At 33.2% G+C, this 17163-nt stretch carries 16 protein-coding genes; 10 read left to right on the top strand and 6 right to left on the bottom strand.

The annotated features are described in order from the left end of the window. Positions 1-46: 46 nt before the first annotated feature. Both PW52_RS11380 and hflX read right to left on the bottom strand, forming a co-directional pair. Positions 47-2338 (bottom strand): transglycosylase domain-containing protein, encoded by a 2292-nt coding sequence (locus PW52_RS11380; protein WP_052823468.1) that lies wholly within the window; start codon positions 2336-2338, stop codon positions 47-49. Next, the gene (gene hflX, locus PW52_RS11375; protein ID WP_044633069.1) at positions 2322-3545 is read right to left on the bottom strand and encodes a GTPase HflX; all 1224 of its coding nucleotides are present in this window, start codon (positions 3543-3545) and stop codon (positions 2322-2324) included. Before hflX ends, PW52_RS11380 begins: the two co-directional genes overlap by 17 nt. Positions 3546-3620: 75 nt before the next feature. Here hflX and PW52_RS11370 point away from each other — a divergent pair, with 75 nt between their 5' ends. From PW52_RS11370 to PW52_RS11350, 5 genes are all read left to right on the top strand, one after another. Continuing rightward, entirely contained in the window at positions 3621-4589 is a 969-nt protein-coding gene (locus tag PW52_RS11370; RefSeq protein WP_044633068.1) for an endonuclease/exonuclease/phosphatase family protein, read from the top strand. 8 nt (positions 4590-4597) lie between these two features. Continuing rightward, positions 4598-5479, top strand: a complete 882-nt coding sequence (locus tag PW52_RS11365; RefSeq protein ID WP_044633067.1) for an AraC family transcriptional regulator — start codon at positions 4598-4600, stop codon at positions 5477-5479. A gap of 91 nt (positions 5480-5570) precedes the next feature. Beyond that, a complete protein-coding gene (locus tag PW52_RS11360) occupies positions 5571-6446 on the top strand; it encodes a nuclear transport factor 2 family protein (RefSeq protein ID WP_044633066.1) in 876 nt (291 codons plus the stop codon). A 10-nt stretch (positions 6447-6456) separates the two neighbouring features. Further along, a complete protein-coding gene (locus PW52_RS11355) occupies positions 6457-6897 on the top strand; it encodes a MoaF-related domain-containing protein (RefSeq protein ID WP_131453998.1) in 441 nt (146 codons plus the stop codon). A gap of 1 nt (position 6898) precedes the next feature. Beyond that, entirely contained in the window at positions 6899-7087 is a 189-nt protein-coding gene (locus PW52_RS11350; protein WP_044633064.1) for a hypothetical protein, read from the top strand. A gap of 63 nt (positions 7088-7150) precedes the next feature. On the opposite strand, the gene PW52_RS11345 is transcribed toward PW52_RS11350, so the two are convergent. Beyond that, positions 7151-8575: a DUF5689 domain-containing protein gene (locus PW52_RS11345; protein ID WP_044633063.1), complete on the bottom strand. Its 1425-nt coding sequence runs from the start codon at positions 8573-8575 to the stop codon at positions 7151-7153. A 110-nt stretch (positions 8576-8685) separates the two neighbouring features. Beyond that, entirely contained in the window at positions 8686-11421 is a 2736-nt protein-coding gene (locus tag PW52_RS11340) for a TonB-dependent receptor (RefSeq protein ID WP_240475181.1), read from the bottom strand. A gap of 145 nt (positions 11422-11566) precedes the next feature. Here PW52_RS11340 and PW52_RS11335 point away from each other — a divergent pair, with 145 nt between their 5' ends. Continuing rightward, positions 11567-12640: an endonuclease/exonuclease/phosphatase family protein gene (locus PW52_RS11335; RefSeq protein ID WP_044633062.1), complete on the top strand. Its 1074-nt coding sequence runs from the start codon at positions 11567-11569 to the stop codon at positions 12638-12640. 33 nt (positions 12641-12673) lie between these two features. Here PW52_RS11335 and PW52_RS11330 read toward each other — a convergent pair whose 3' ends face one another. Both PW52_RS11330 and PW52_RS11325 read right to left on the bottom strand, forming a co-directional pair. Further along, positions 12674-13114 (bottom strand): hypothetical protein, encoded by a 441-nt coding sequence (locus tag PW52_RS11330; protein WP_044633061.1) that lies wholly within the window; start codon positions 13112-13114, stop codon positions 12674-12676. Between the two features lie 89 nt (positions 13115-13203). Continuing rightward, on the bottom strand, positions 13204-13701 hold the full coding sequence (locus tag PW52_RS11325) for a heavy-metal-associated domain-containing protein (RefSeq protein ID WP_044633060.1): 498 nt from the start codon (positions 13699-13701) through the stop codon (positions 13204-13206). A gap of 132 nt (positions 13702-13833) precedes the next feature. Here PW52_RS11325 and PW52_RS11320 point away from each other — a divergent pair, with 132 nt between their 5' ends. The 4 genes from PW52_RS11320 (at position 13834) to PW52_RS11305 (ending at position 17067) form a co-directional block, all read left to right on the top strand. Continuing rightward, positions 13834-14289, top strand: coding sequence for a DUF4199 domain-containing protein (locus PW52_RS11320; protein WP_044633059.1), 456 nt, complete (start codon positions 13834-13836; stop codon positions 14287-14289). A gap of 100 nt (positions 14290-14389) precedes the next feature. After that, positions 14390-15049 carry a 50S ribosomal protein L21 gene (rplU, locus tag PW52_RS11315; protein ID WP_044633058.1) on the top strand — a complete coding sequence of 220 codons (660 nt, stop codon included), beginning with the start codon at positions 14390-14392 and terminating at the stop codon, positions 15047-15049. Between the two features lie 40 nt (positions 15050-15089). Next, complete coding sequence (gene rpmA / locus PW52_RS11310; protein ID WP_044633057.1) at positions 15090-15350, top strand: 50S ribosomal protein L27; 261 nt, start codon at positions 15090-15092, stop codon at positions 15348-15350. Positions 15351-15495: 145 nt separating this feature from the next. Beyond that, a complete protein-coding gene (locus PW52_RS11305; RefSeq protein ID WP_044633056.1) occupies positions 15496-17067 on the top strand; it encodes a tetratricopeptide repeat protein in 1572 nt (523 codons plus the stop codon). The last annotated feature ends 96 nt before the right edge of the window (positions 17068-17163 follow it).

The raw sequence follows: 17163 nt of genomic DNA, 5'->3' as shown, positions 1-17163 counted from the left end.
TATGTAATTTAGACTCATTAGGTTTCAATACCTGATGAGTCTTTTTTTATTCTACTTTAAAATTCTTAATTTTATTTTTCTTACCAAATAATCGTTTTAAAAAGCCATCTCGTTTTTCTGGTTCGCAGTTTAAATCTTCTATAACTTTAGAATCTGGTTTATTAAATCTACTTTTAGTAATAGAATTAAATTCGGTATTTGCATTTAATTTTTGATAGAATTTTGCAAAAATTGGTAAGGCCGAATTAGCGCCTTGACCTAAGCCTGTACTTTTAAAACCAATGCTATGGTTGTCGTTTCCAACCCAAGTTACAGTAACCAAATTAGGTGTTAAGCCAACAAACCAACCATCTTTATTGTTTTGTGTAGTTCCTGTCTTACCAGCAATATCGTTTGTTAAACCATAAGTGTTTCGTAATCGCGATGCAGTTCCAGAGTTTACTGTAGCTTTCATTATTTCTAACATGACTTCTTTTGTGTAGTCGCTAAAAGCTTCACTTTTATTAATTTCTGGTTTAAACTCAGCAATTAAATTACCATGTTTATCTTCAATTCTGGTTATGGCATAGGGTTTAACACTGTGTCCGTTGTTTAAATAACTAGCGTAAGCTCCGGTTAATTCTTTTAAATTAATTTCGGCAACGCCAAGCGCTAACGAAGGTTCTTCTGGAAGCGTTTTAGTAATGCCTAATTTTTTAACTTGATTAATAACTTTAGGAATACCAACTTCGTTAAAAACTTTAACGGCAATTGTGTTTATAGAGTTGCTTAAGGCTTTTTCTAGGGTGTAGTTTATGTACGGATCTTCTTCTTTGCTACCAGAATTACTAGGCGTCCAATTATCGTAATTTTTATAAGTAACCTCAGAAAGTGAAAAATAAGTGCATGGTTTCATGCCGTTTTCAATGGCTGCGGTATAAACAAAAGGTTTAAATGTAGAGCCAACTTGCCTTTCGCTTTGCGATACATGGTCGTATTTAAAATACCGATAATCAATGCCGCCAATATAGGTTTTAATGGCACCAGTTTTTGGTTCAATTGCTAGCATGCCGGTATTTAAAAGCTTCAAATAATGCTGTAAACTATCAATAGTCGATATGTTTTGAATGGTGTCGCCTTCCCAATTAAAAACTTCTATATCGCGTTTAACCGATAAAGAATCTATTATTTGTTGATGGGATAAACCTTTTTCTTTTAAAATTTTATAGGTTTTATGCTTTTTTATTGTGGCTTCAAGTAAAGCTGAATTTTTTTTCCAAGGCGAATTTTTTCCATAGGAAGCTTCAAAAGCAGTTTGTAATTTGGTTAAATGCGATGCCATAGCTTCTTCAGCTAAACGCTGCATATCAGAATTTAAAGTGGTGTAAACTTTTAATCCATCTTTATATAAGTTGTATTCGGTATCATCAGCTTTATTAATGGAGTCTAAAATTTGAGTAAGCTCTTGCTTAACTTGTTCTCTAAAATATGGAGCAATACCAACGTCGTGGTTAAAAGAATGGTAGCTTAAATTTACATCGTGTTTACTTAAAACGTTTAGAGAATCTTGCGGTAAATAATTGTATTTCACCATTTGGTTAAGCACAACATTTCGGCGTTCTTTACAACGCTCTTCATGTAATCTTGGGTTGTAATAATTATTGGCTTTTAGTGTGCCAACCAGCAATGCGGCTTCGTTTTTTGTTAGTTTTTTAGCCGATTTGTTGAAAAACTTTTGTGCTGCACTTTCTATGCCGTACGTATTATCAGGAAACGGAACGGTATTAAAATACAGTGTTAAAATATCGTTTTTAGAGTAAATATCTTCAATACGTTTGGCAATTATAGCTTCCTTAAATTTATTAACTATTATGCCCACAATTGGGTAATGCTTGCGCCCAAACAGGTTTTTCGCTAATTGTAATGTTATGGTACTACCACCGCCAGCCGATTTATCGCGAAGCAGAATACTTTTTATAAACACGCGTCCTAAACTTACATTATCTACACCGTCATGTTCGTAAAACCTGGCATCTTCGGTGGCAACTAAAGCTTGGATTAAATGTTCTGGAAAATCTTCAAATTCTAGAGGTTGCCTATCGTAAATGTAATATTTGCCTATAAGTTTTTTGTTAGAATCTAGAACTTGTGTAGCTTCTTCTTGTTTAATAGAACTTAGGTCTTCTTTGGTAGGTAGTTTACCAAATGCGCCCAAATAAATGCTAAAGTAAAGCCCAATAAAAAATAAAATAATTACTCCAATACCTATAAAACTAAACTTTACCCACTTCTTTTTTAAAAAAGTAGTTAGTTTAGTTTTAAAGGGTATTGTTATGTGGTTTTTAGGCGTCGTCTGCATCTAATTCGTCGTAGTCTGGATATAAAAAGTGATTGTACGGAAAACGTGTTACGTGAATTTCTCTAACTTCATCGTAAACTCGTTTTTTAAAATCGTCAAGATTCTTTTTATTTAACGCAGAAATAAACAAAGCATTGTTTCCAATTTTGTTCATCCAGGTGCTTTTCCATTCTTCTAGACTGTAATGCTTTTCGGTGCGTTCGGTTTCTAAATCGTCCTCATCGAGCGGTTCGGCTTGGTAAGCATCAATTTTATTAAAAACCATAATGGTTGGTTTATCGCTACTTTCAATTTCGCCTAAAATTTTGTTTACAGACTCAATGTGTTCTTCAAAATTAGGGTGTGAAATATCAACCACATGTAACAATAAATCAGCTTCACGAACTTCATCTAAAGTACTTTTAAAACTATCTACAAGTTGGGTTGGTAGTTTACGAATAAATCCTACCGTATCACTTAATAAAAAAGGTAAATTTTGTATTACCACTTTACGAACCGTGGTATCGAGCGTTGCAAAAAGTTTGTTTTCGGCAAATACTTCACTTTTACTAATAACGTTCATAAGTGTAGATTTACCAACGTTGGTGTAACCAACTAGCGCCACGCGAACCATTTTGCCTCGGTTTCCACGTTGTACGGCCATTTGCTTATCGATGGTTTTTATTTTAGCTTTGAGTAAAGCTATTTTATCACGAACAATACGTCTGTCGGTTTCAATTTCGGTTTCACCCGGACCGCGCATTCCAATACCACCTTTTTGGCGCTCAAGGTGTGTCCACATACCTCGTAAACGTGGCAATAAATATTCGCATTGCGCCAACTCTACTTGAGTACGAGCATAACTCGTTTGCGCACGTTGGGCAAAAATATCTAGAATTAAATTAGTTCGGTCTAGAACTTTTACATTAAGAATTTTACTAATATTTCGTTCTTGGGCGGCAGATAATTCGTCGTCGAAAATAGCGGTTCCTACATCGTTGTCTTCTATAAACTGGCGCACATCTTCCATTTTACCACTACCAATAAAAGTTTTCGAGTTTGGCATGTCCATTTTTTGCGTAAAGCGTTTTACGGCATAACCACCAGCGGTAAAGGTTAAGAATTCTAATTCATCTAAATATTCTTTAAGTTTAGTTTCATCTTGGTCTTTAGTAATAATTCCAATTAAAACAGCTTTTTCTAAAGTAATATCTTTTTTCTCTATCATATATGTAAAATATAAACAAAGTTAATCAATTGTTAGCACTTATATTTTTATATTTTTGAAGTTAAATTTTTATTGATGAGCGACATTTTTGATGATATCCCGGTGAGAAACGATTTGCAAACTATTGCATTTTATAACCTTGAAAATTTATTTGATATCCATAAAGATAGAAATACTCATGATAACGATTTTTTACCAACCTCTGTAAAACGATGGACCCCAAAGCGCTACGATAATAAACTTAGGAAATTAAGTTATGCCATTTCTAATATAGGGAAACGCGAAACCGGTAAAAACCCTGCTATTGTTGGTTTGGCTGAAGTTGAAAACGCTACAGTTATTCAAGATTTACTGAATTATAAACATCTAGAAAATTATAATTACGGATTTGTGCATTACGATTCGCCGGACGAACGCGGTATTGATGTTGCCTTAATTTACGATAAAGCCAGTTTTGAAGTTTTACATTCTGAAACGTATAGCGTTTTACTTAGAGGTGACGATGGTTCGCCAGATTATACCAGAGATATCCTTTTAGTTTCTGGGAAATTAGATGAAGAAAAAGTACATATTATTGTAACGCATTGGTCGTCTAGACGCGAAGGACAGAAGGAAACCGAGTTTAAACGCATGGTATCATCAAATAAGGTGGTAGAAATTATAGCCAAGTTAAAACAAGAGAATGAAGATGCTAAAATCATAGTTATGGGCGATTTTAACGATGAACCCGATAATAAAAGCATTAAAAATTTAGTCGATAATTGCGGACTTTATAACCCTATGGAAACTTTACGTTCTTTTAGTCGCGGTACAACATATCATCATAGAAAATGGAATTTGTTCGATCAAATTATGTTTACAACCAATTACTTTAAAAACTCGAATAATGAATTTGAATTTTTTAAAGCAAATATTTTTGATGAAGATTTTTTAAAAACCTTTAGTGGTCGTTACAAAGGTTCGCCTTTTAGAACTTATGTTGGTAAAAAATACAATGGTGGTTATAGCGATCATTTTCCTGTTTATGCGGTTTTTAAGAAGTAATCGGTATTATGGCTAATGATATACCACATATAACATTTAACCCTGCAACCACTGACAATTTTGGTTTTGAAATTGTCCCGATTGAAAAAATCGCTAAAGATAAAACCGAACACAAACACGATCCTGAATTACCACACCAGTTAAAATTTTACAACTTAATTTTTTTCACACAAGGTTCTGGAAGACATTTTATTGATTTTAAATGGTTTCCGGTGCAAGAAAATAGTTTGGTATATCTAACCAAAGACCAAGTGAATGCTTTTGAGTTTTCAGAAGAACTAAAAGGCTATTGCATCATATTTACCGAAGAATATTTTGTAAATAGTTTTTCTAATTTATCTGACGACTTTGTATTTCGACTTTTTAACCCAGAATTGTTTTCACCTATTCTTCAAATTCCTGAAAATTCTGAATTTGTAACTTATTTTAATTTATTGCTAAAGGAATACAAAAATTCAGCAGCTTTTAATCATAAAAACATTATCAATTCGCTATTAACTATCCTCATTTCTAAAGCAGAGAATTTAAAGCAAAACATCACTTTTCATATTTCAGATACTTCAAAAGTTGCTGTTTATCAGGAGTTTGTTTCTCTTGTTGAGAAGAACCTTAGAAAAAGCAGAAGTGCTAATTTTTATGCCAAAGAACTGGCTATAAGCTACAAGCATTTAAATACCATTTGCAAGGAGTTGATGCATAAAACTGCCAAAAACGTAATTGATGATTTCGTAATTCTTCAAGCCAAAAGAAATTTAATCAATTCAAAAATAAATAGTTCTGAATTGGCTTATAAATTAGGGTTTGAAGACCCTACAAACTTCACCAAATATTTTAAGAAAAATACAGGTTTAACCCCAAAATCATTCTTAAAATCACTATTAAAAGACTAATGGTTCAACTTTAACCATTTTAACACTCGTTTTCATCTTTTCTACAACTTGTAGTTGCTTCATCTTTGTACCATAATTAAAAACAAACAAAATGAAACAAATAATTACAACAGTTGCAGCTGTGTTATTAATTACAGCTAGCAATGCACAAAACACAAATAATAACATTAAAAATTTAGAAAAAATGGAAACAAAAACAGCATTATCAAACAAAGAAAAAGCAGCAGCATTAATCACAAGTTTAGAAACGGGCGACAAATCTACCATTGCATACATTAATCCTACAAACTACAAACAGCACAATCTTGCTGTAGCTGATGGATTGGAAGGTTTTGGAGCAGTTTTACACCACGCACCAGAAGGTGGTTTTAAAGCAAACGTAGTGCGTTTTTTTCAAGACGGAGATTACGCCATTACACATACCGAATATGACTTTTTTGGACCAAAAGTAGGATTCGATATTTTTAAATTTAATGACGGACAAATTGTAGAACATTGGGATAATTTCTCTGATTTGTCAAAAGTAAATCCAAGCGGACATACACAAACCGATGGAGCATCAACCATTACAGATTTAGACAAAACCGAAGAAAATAAAGCCTTAATTAAAGATTTTGTAAACACGGTTTTGATAAAAGGGGAGTTCAATAAATTGCCAAATTATTTTGATGGAGACAACTACATTCAGCATAATTCAATGATTGGTGATGGACTTTCAGGATTTGGAAAAGCAGTTGAAGCAATGGCAAAACAAGGCATTACCATGGTTTTTGAAAAGAGTCATATCATTTTAGGAGAAGGTAATTTTGTACTATCGGTAACCGAAGGAACATTTGCAGGAAATCCAACTTCATTCTATGATTTATTCAGAATTGAAAACGGAAAAATAGCAGAACATTGGGATACTATTGAAACCATTTTACCAGAAGCTGACCGAAAAAATACCAATGGTAAATTTAACTTTTAAAAACAATAAAATGAAACTGCAACTTATCACTTTAATTAGCCTAATAACATTCGGCTTAGGATTTTCGCAAACCAAAACCAACGATACAAACAAATTTCAATTTGGAGAAGCTGAACATCATTTAGATGGGTATTCATTAAATTTCCAATATCAAGATGGTAAAGCTATACATATGGAATTTAACAATGGAGAAGCTAACTACGAATGGGTTGTTGGTCCTGGAAAAGGAAGAGGAAATTCAGACATTCCTTATCGTTCCCGTAAAATTGGCGACAATCTTTATATAGTAAATTGGCATGAAACTGGTATCAAAGATTATTTAACCCTAGTTTTTGATTTTGATAAAATGATAGTGCACAGTTCCATTATTATCGGTTACGAAAATAAGCCCGAAAGAACATTAAAAACGGTTTTTATGACCGGAGTTATTGATCATTTAAAAACGAATTAAGATGAGCAAAATAGCGAATTGCCCAACTTGCGGAGGCAAATCAAAAATAAAAGAAAAAGATGGACATACGATTTATGAAGCTTTACAAAATGAAGAAGTTTTAAAAAAAGTGGGTCAGCTAAAAAAAGCCATGCAGAAGTATAAAGAAAAAGCTGAGCAATTAGAAAAACAACTGAATAACAAAGGGTAAAATAACCCTAATGCAACCAATATAAAAGCTAGCAGTTAAACCACTTAACTGCTAGCTCAATTTTTACTCTACGTAATCAACACTAATTTCATCTAACTCATAAATACCATCAAACGAATCAATACCGCCGCCAGTAAATTTAAAGGCAACGTATAGTGTTCCGGTTTGACAGGATAAATCTATGGTTCCGGAATTAAACCAAGTCGCAAAAGAATCGGTGTCTTGTACAATGTATGCATGAGCAAACACACCCCAATTTGCAGTGGTAATTGTAGCTTCGTTGCCATCCCAATCTTGCGAATATAACACTTCCATAAAACTACTATCGGCTAAACTATTTGAAGTTTTAAAGCGAAGTGTTTCGCCATCGTGTTCATCTAAATTTATAGGTGGTGTAATTAACCAACCTATGTTGCTAACATCGCCAGAACTGGCACATTGAAATCTGCAAGAACGCCCCAAAGAGGCGTTTGATGAGGTTGATGAGTAGCCTTCCCAAGCTTCGGTTCCGGTTTCAATGTAGTTGGTCCAACCTTCAATTTCAACAAAGCGGTTGTTACTTTGGTCTTCAAAATCTTGGTATAATAAATTGTTAGCGCCTAAAGTTTCAGCTAATCCGCATTCCCATTCTGCAGGGTCGCATCTATTAGTGTTTTCAAAATTAATGTCTTCAGAAGAATTTACAATAAGCACATTAAAATCATCACCATAATCTCTAGAAAAAACCCCTGTGATATGTCCTTGACCTTGCGGTATGACTAACGCATTAAAATCGGCAAATGTGCTGGTTTGTAAAAAGACAGATACACCAGTTTCACAGCTTTCTAGTAACCTAAAACCGTCAAACTCATCGAACGATTCAGCAGAAAAAGTTCTTCCCATTTCATACCGATTAAGTTGCATATTTTCTAATTGAATAAGCGTATTTAAATCGGCACTGGTTAAGGTTTCAAAACCTGCTATTTTTGGTAAAATATCTGCGATTTCGTTAGTTCTTAAAATGATATCTTGATATTCTGATGCTTGAATTTGTTCTACTTCAGCAGCATTACCTTTGCCAATTGTTATAATACCATTAGATTCTCCAAGGGTTAAATCATTCATTTTTACATAAATTTTTTGTCCTATTTGGTAGGTGTCACTTAAGTTGCTGGCGTTTATACTAATTGAAAACCCTAGTCTTGGGTCGTTATCTGGGTTGCTGTCGTCTGTTTTATTTTGAATGATGAGTTCTTCGAAAAAATTACCATATTTATCGGTTGAAATTACATAGCCTTCAATATATAAATCGGTATCGCTATAAATTTTTGCGGTTGAATTTCCGTTATTTACCGCTTGTTCGTAAAGCGATTTTATAGCCGAAAATGTGGTGATGTTGCTTTCGGGAATTATAGGGTCTTCTGTAGAAATGTCTGGAATACTAAAATCTTCATTATTCACACAGGAAAACAGAAAAGTTAATAGTATTGCGGGGATTATTTTTTTCATCTGTTTTAATATATTTTGATGTCATGCTGAACTCGTTTCAGCATCTCATTTCATCTGAAACAAATTCAGGTTGACATTGAATTTATCATTTATCTATTGTCAATTATTGACTAAAAGCTAACATTTAAGTTTAAAAAGTAGGTGGTGCCACGACCATACCAATATTTCGATCCAAAAACAGGCGTATCAAGTGCTTTATCGTCTCTAAGTTCTCTGTAATTGGCATTTCTACCTTGTTCAAAACCACCTGTTTTATAAATTTCGTTTAAAACATTGTTAATGCTAGCAAATAAGCCAATGTAATACTTGTTGATTTTCCATGATTTCCCACCAACTAAATTCACCACCATATAGTCATCAAATTGTTCTTGTTTTAAAAGTTCTCTCGCTATGGTTTCATTGTAATCGTTAAATACATTGCCATCAAAATCTGTGTTGAAATTTGAAGTTCTGGTTAACGGACTTACATCAATAAATATGTTATTGAAAAAGTTTGCAGATGCGCCAAACCACCAATAATTGGGGTCGCGATACTCAAAACCAGCAGAGAAAGCTTGTTGTGGGCCAGAAGCTAATCTGTAATTTTTTAAATAGGCCTTTCCAAAATCTTTAAATCCGTTAATAAAACCGGCGTTTTCGGCATCTTCATCTGGTTCTGTAGAAAGATATAAATTAGGGTTGTTGTTATAGGTGAATTGACCAGCCGAAGCAACACCTTTTAATTTGATGGTTGACGTAACTTGGGCTTCAACACCAAACTCTAAACCTAAATGTTTTTTATTAATGCCTTGAAGAATTTCTTGAACAAAAACCGCATTATCGCCACCAATACCATCGGCAAAATAGAATGAAATTTCGTTGGCATTATTAATATTTGTATAGTAACCAGTAAGTTTAGCTTTTGCAATGGGCGACCTGAAAATATAACTCACATCCACAGAGGAAATCTGTTCTTCCGAAATATTAGGCACTGTATTACGGTTTTCTCGAGAGTTTGTGTAAGTGTTTTGTATGGTTGGGGCTTTGGTTATATAGCCAGTATTGACATCGAAAACATGTTTGCCAGAAAGTTTATAGGTTAAACCGGCTTTTAATCCAAAACCAAAAAAGTTAAGCATTTCGCCGTTGCCCAAAGAATTATCTGGAAAACCACCATTTTGGTATAAGCCTTCTCTTTGGTAGTTGGTGCTTTTGGTATGTAAAGCAGTATAAAAATCTACTTTGTTATAACTGAATTGTGCTTGTACAAAACCACCTATTTCCTTTGATGAAATATTATAATGGTATTTAAACTTGTCGCCTTCGCTTACTAGTTTATTGGGGTTTTGTAAATCATTTTGAGCCTCATTAATTGTAGTCGCGTAGGCATCAACATCTAAATACGTTTTTGCGCCTAATAAATCTAGAGCGTTAGCAAAGTTTTCAGATTTTAACGATTTAAAGTTTAAACCAGCGTTTAAAGTAATATGTTCGTTTAACGCTTTGTTTAAGATTGAATTTATGTTGATTTGCGTGTCATCAACTCGGTCTTCATATAAGGCGTAAATAGCATTCCCGCCATTTGCTGTGTTTGTAATATTAGCATTATAAAGGGCATTCCAATCTATTTGTCCGATATCTTGAAATTCGTTTAAAGCTAAATACGCATGCTCTAAATTATCGGGAAAATTACGTTCAAAATAACTTGGTAGCTTTTGGTAATACGTTGGGCTTGGGTTACTGCCGCCACCTTGCGGAAAGTTGTTAACTAAATCGGTTCCGTTATAGTCTAAACGGCTATTACTTAATTTACCAAATTGGTAACCAATATTGGTGTTTAGGGTGGTTTTGCTATTTACTTTCCAATAATGACTTAAAATAAAAATGGGTTCGTTTACCTCTTTAATTCTTGAATTTCGCTTTTCGCCATTTTGCCAACCCCAATATTCGTTGTATTTAATGTCTTTTAAATCGTAAACTTCTTGTGTGTTGGGTGAAGATTTTCCTCTTCGGTTAGGCGTGTAAATAGCTGCTAAATTTAAACTGTGTTTGGTGTTGAATTGCTTTTCTACAGAAGCAAAAAACGAATTGGCGCTATAGTTTGTAGCGTCTTGATAACCTTCGTTTCCCCATCGCCTACCAACAGAAATAGTATAAGCCCAATTGTTTTTTAGTAAACCAGAAGCATTAGTAGCCATAATCCTGTTGGTGTAACTTCGGTTAGAAGATGAGTAAGTTAATCGGCTTCCTGGTCGCGCTTCAGAAGGGCGAATATTAATATTTGTGCTTCCTAAAACACCACCAAAAGTATAATTTGAAGGTGTTAAGCCTGCGCTTAATTCTTGGTTTCTTATTACATCATTTATACCGCCCCAATTACTCCACTGTGGCCTACCGTTAAAAGTTTTGTTCATTTCAATACCGTTAATTAAAACAGAACTGTTGTTAGAATCTAATCCGCGAATGCGAAAAAAGGAAGCGCTAAACTCGAAAGCCGCTGTGCGTTGAAATATGTCGAGAGATGATGCTAGTAAGCCAGAAATATTGTCGGCTCCAGAAAAATCATCATTTAATTCATCATCGGTAAGTGAAATGGTGAATAAATCGGTTGTTTGAGAAGTGTCTTTCTCCAAGGTTATGCCAGAGATATCTACGGTTTTTCCTTCGTTTATGACAATTGATAAACGTTTACTTAAATAACCCGTTTTCGATATGAGTAACGTTTGTTCACCTAGCGGCAAATTTTCATTTATTATAAAAACACCTTCATTGTTTGTTAATTGAAAAAGCAATGTGTTTTTAATTGTAGCAGTCACATCTTCAATGGGTTGGTATGAAAAACCATCGAGTACAGAACCTTTAACCATAGTTTTTTGGCAATATGCTGTAAACGAGATAATTCCGAAAAGGAACAAGAGTGTTAGTTTTTTTGTTGGCATATAATTATCTTAAATGTAAGAAAAAAGATTATTAATTGAAATAAATTCATTCAAATTTTGTAATATAGTTTTTATGAATTTGAAACTTTTATATAAAAATAGCAGTGTTTTGGTATGGTGTTTTTTACTGATGCATTCATTTTCAGTCTTTGGTCAAAAGAAGAATTATAAAATACATACCGCAGCTTTTTATAATTTGGAAAATTTATTTGATACCATTAACGACCCTAGTAAATTGGACGAATACAGCCCGATGATGGAACTAAAAACCGAAAGAAGTTCTGTATACTTTCAAAAAATTAATAATATGGCTCGGGTTTTAGCAGATATTGGAAAAGATGAAACTCGAAATTCACCTGTAATTATAGGATTATCGGAAGTTGAGAATAAAAAGGTTATAGAAGATGTGATTTCAGATTCGCTTCTTGTAGATAGAGATTATGAGATTATTCATTTTAACTCCCCTGATGCTCGCGGAATTGATGTGGCTATGCTTTATCAAAAAGCCTTGTTTACTCCTACACATACAAGCTCACATGTTTTAAAAATTTACGACAATAAAACACAGAAACGCATTTACACACGAGATCAACTGTTAGTTTCTGGTATGCTTGAAGACGATAAAATACATGTTATAGTAAACCATTGGCCATCGCGTAGAGGTGGTGAAGCTAAAAGTAGAGCCAAGCGCATGGCAGCTGCAAAATTAACCAAGCATTTGGTAGATTCGCTTCAAATAATAGACCCTTATGCACGTGTTTTAATTATGGGCGATTTTAACGATAACCCAAATAATGCGAGTTTTAAAAAGGTTTTAAAAACAAAAAATAATCGTGAGAAAATAGCTATGAAAGGCATTTATAATCCTTTTGAAACGTTTTTTAAAAAAGGTTTAGGAACGACAGCCTACCGAGACTCGTGGAGTTTATTCGACCAAATTTTACTAACTAAACCACTACTCGAGAAAGATTATAGCTCATTTAAATTTTACAAAGCAGGCATTTACAATAAGCGATATATTATACAGAATTCAGGTAAATATAAAGGCTACCCATTTAAAAGCTGGAGTAACGGGTTCACCAATGGTTTTAGCGACCATTTTCCAGTTTATGTGTTTTTAATTAAAGAAGTTAAAATGAAAACATAAAAAAAACGACTTAATTAGTCGGTTTAACTTTTTTTAACCTAACCAAGTGCTCCAAGGTATTCTGGATAGTAATAAAACAAGGCCAAGCGTATAAAAAATAGCGATGAGTTTAAACTTTCCTTGCGAGGTTAATTTCTTTTTGTGTTTAGAGTATCCAATAGTAATTAAAGCAATAGCCAAAATGTTTACAAACGGATGTTCTACTAAATATAAACGGTTTACAGCATCTTTCATAACGCCACCCATACCTAATTCGGAAAACAGTTGTAATCTTGGAGAAACAAAATATAATATTAATCCAATTAATAATTGAATGTGCGTTACAATTAAGGTAAACAGCGCTTTTCTAAAATCGTTAGGTTCGTATGTTTTATCTCCAAAACTTTTTATTATTGCGTTAATAGAGGCAATAGCTAATACAATTAATGCTAAAAATGCCCAATAGGAATGAACTGATTGTAAAACTGAATACATAGATTTTCTTTAATTTAAATTTTGGTAAAAGTACTAATTGTTACGCGTAAAAAAACTGCTTCAAAAGGAGCAGTTTAGGTTTTATAAAATTATGCTTTTTTCTCGCAACATGCCATTTTGCAATCTGCTTTGCAGGCCATTTTTTCACCTTCGGTTTTTGTGCAGCACCCTTTTTTACAATCGTCGCCACATTTTTTTTCAGATGAAAATGCATCAACTGTTTTCATGTTACTAACCTTATATATGTCTGCAACACTAGTTACAGTGGTTGTTAACTTTTCTGGGTTTACCTTAGCTTCGTCATACTCAACCATAGCTAATTTTTTGTCAAAATCCACCTTAGCCGATTTTACGCCATCCATTTTCGATATTTTCTTCTGTATTGTTGCGGCACAACCAATTTGGCAGGTCATTCCATCAATGGTAAATTCAGCTTTTGCATATGTGGCGTTTGGATCTAATGTTTTTTTATTTTCCGATGCAGCAACTTCAACTGTTTTTACTTCAGGTTGCTTAGTTTCGTTTTTACAGCTAGTAAAAAACGTGGCTGTTAAAACTACTATTAGGATAAATTTTATGTGTTTCATTTTATATGAAATTTTAAATTAGGTTGTCACAAAATTACAGAAAATAGCATTGTTATTATGTTTAAAAGTGGTTAAAAATTATTTAATCTGATAAATTTTCACGAAATTTAAAAGAACTAAACAGGACATTTTATGAAAAATTTATCACTATCACTACGGTTTGGGTTAGTAACTAGTGCCATTTTAATAGCTTATTTTTTGGTATTAGCGATGGTGGACAAACACACCAACCCTGCATTTAGTTTTTTTAATGCCTTCATTACAGCTTGCGGAATTTACGAAACTATAAGGTTTAAAAAACTAGAAGAACATGCTACTTTTACCTATGGTGAAGGGTTTAAAACAGGATTAATAACAGGATTTATTGCAACGGCAATATTTACCGTTTTCTTTTTGGTTTACAGTACGGAAATTAACAGTAGTTTTTTACCCGAATTATTTAAAAATATTCATGGCGATGCATTTAACACTAGTGTTGGTATGGTAACCTTTATTGTTGCAGTTATGGGGTTTGCTACTACCCTTGTTTCGACCTTTACCGTGATGCAATTGTTTAAAAAATCGAAAAATTTAGTTGAAAACCATTAAAACGTTTGTAGATTAATTAATTAGCAGTATATTTGCACCCGCTTAAATTAAGGTTTAGGCGTATTTATTTAATAATATTAATTAATATAAACGTTACGCTATGTACGCAATTGTAGAGATAGCAGGGCAACAATTTAAAGTTGAAAAAGACCAAAAAGTTTATGTTAACCGTCTACAAACAGAAGAAGGTAAGAAAGTATCTTTCGACAATGTTCTTCTTTTAGGTGATGGTGACAATGTAACTGTAGGCGCCCCAGCTATAGACGGAGCTCAAGTAGGAGCAAAAGTCTTAAAGCACCTTAAAGGTGATAAAGTTATAGTTTTCAAAAAGAAAAGACGTAAAGGTTACCGTGTAAAAAACGGACACAGACAATCTTTATCTGAAATTGTTATTGAAAGCATTGTAGCTTCTGGAGCTAAAAAAGCTGCTCCAAAAAAAGAAACTAAGAAAGCTGAACCAAAAGCAGCAGCTCCAAAAGCTGAAGCTAAAAAGGCAGCTCCTAAAAAATCATCTAAAGGTGATGATTTGAAGAAAGTAGAAGGTATTGGACCTAAAATTGCTGAAACTTTAGCAGAAGCTGGAATTACAACTTTCGCTCAATTAGCAAAAACCGATGCTGCTAAAATTTCTGAAATTATCTCTGGTGTTCGTGGTAACCACGTAACTGATACTTGGCCAGCACAAGCTCAATTAGCTGCAGATGGTAAGTGGGATGAGTTAAAGAAATGGCAAGACGAATTAGATGGTGGTAAAGCTTAATTGCCAAACCACTTAAGTATAACAATAAAACCTTAAAACAATGGCTCATAAAAAAGGAGTAGGTAGTTCTAAGAACGGTAGAGAATCAGAATCGAAACGCTTAGGTGTTAAGATTTTTGGTGGTCAAGCTGCTAAAGCTGGTAACATTATCGTAAGACAAAGAGGAAATACACATCACCCAGGTGAAAACGTATATTCTTCAAAAGATCATACATTACACGCCTATGTAGATGGTGTTGTAAAGTTTACTAAGAAAAAAGATAACAAATCTTACGTTTCTATCGAGCCTTTCGAGGCTTAAGAAACTTTTTCTTAAGAAATTTTTATAAAAAACCCTTTCTGTTTATTCAGGAAGGGTTTTTTGCATTATTAATGGTAAATTAATATTGTAACTACATTTGAGTAAAGTGCGAGTTCTTTCTTTGAGAATTTTACACTAACCAATTGTGAGTTCTACTAAAACATTTTATTTTTTACTGATTGTTGTTTTTGGCGTTAAGCTTTTAAGTGCTCAAGATTTAGTATCAAAAAATGCTATCTCTAAAATTAATACAATTAAGGGTGCTCTTAATTTAGCAAAACATGAAAATGATACCTTAGGCATCGCAAAAAACTTCATTTATTTAGCTAATTTCTACAAAAATTTAGGGTTAGACAGTGAAGCCATTGAAAATTACCACAACGCACAACAGATTCATTTAAAAAAAGACACGCTTTTTGTTTATGCTAATAACAAAATTGCGTTTATCCATTTACACTTAAAACAATATGCTGAGGCTTCACAATATTCCGAGAGTAGTGTTTCAATAGCAAAATCAATTAACTATAAAACAGGTTTAGCTACAGCAAATGCTATTTTAGGAAGTGTTTACGAAAAACAAAGCAATTATAATGCAGCTTTAGGCTTTCAAAACGAGAGTTTACAATTATTTGAGAGCTTAAATGATAGCACGGGAATTGCATTAACAAACGAAAACATAGGAAGCATTTATGAAGATTTAGAGCAGTACGATTTAGCTAGAAACTATTTTAATAAAGCATATAGTTTTGAATCAGCAAAAACGTCAGATTTAAAAATTAATATAATTAATAATCTTGCAGATGTTTACAGAAAACAAAAGCAATATAACCAAGCTCTTAAATTAACAGAAAAAGCTTTAAACTTAGCCAAAGCACAAAATAATAAACAACAAGAAGAAAGCGCACTTAAAGATTTAGCTAGAACCTATGCAGAACTTCAAGATTTTAAGAAAGCATACGAATACCTAAATAGGCAAAACTTAATTAGCGAACAGCAGCTTATAAACCAGAACACACAATTGGTAAGCGCTATGGAAGTGCTTTACAATGTAAAAGAAAATGAAGCGCAAGTAGCTATATTAAACAAGCAAAATCAAATAAATAAAACACGGCAACTAGCCATTATAATTATAAGTTTAGCGGTGATTTTAGTGTTTTTTATTGGTGTAATGCATTTAAAAAAGCGAAAAAAGCAAGAGCAGAAACTATTAACATACAAGCAGCAATTATTACAAGCAGATCTAGATATTAAAACTGCCGAAGAAGCTGGGTTAAAAAGAGAAATAGATATTAAAATTTCTGCTTTAACTAATTACAGTTTAAACTTAGCGCACAAAAATAAATTGCTGGCCGATATTTCTAGAACACTAAATAATTTAAAAAGCAGAAACCCAGAGTTAGTAAAAACGAAACTTATAGATATTGTAAATACTATTAATTCTGATTTATCAAAAGAAAATGAGTGGACAGAACTCATGGCATATTTTAGTCAAATAAATCCTAGCTTTTTTAAAAATTTAAAAACTCAAGTTCACGAAGAGTTAACATCCTCTGAAATGCGTTTATGCATGTTGCTTCGTTTAAACTTATCGTCTAAAGCCATTGCTTCTATTTTAAATATTACGCCCGATAGTGTTCGTATAGCCCGATATAGAATGCGTAAGAAGCTTCCGCTATCATCAAAAGACGATCTACAAGCTTATATTTTAAACCTTTAGTGGTTTTTAAATAAATATCAATCCAATGTTATTGCAGTGTTAATGTTGCTATCATTTATAGGTGAATTTCACTTGTAAATTACCGTTTGTTAACAT

This window comes from Neotamlana sedimentorum (genome assembly GCF_000943565.1).
Lineage (GTDB): Bacteria > Bacteroidota > Bacteroidia > Flavobacteriales > Flavobacteriaceae > Neotamlana > Neotamlana sedimentorum.
This window is presented reverse-complemented; position numbering and strand designations above follow the sequence as displayed.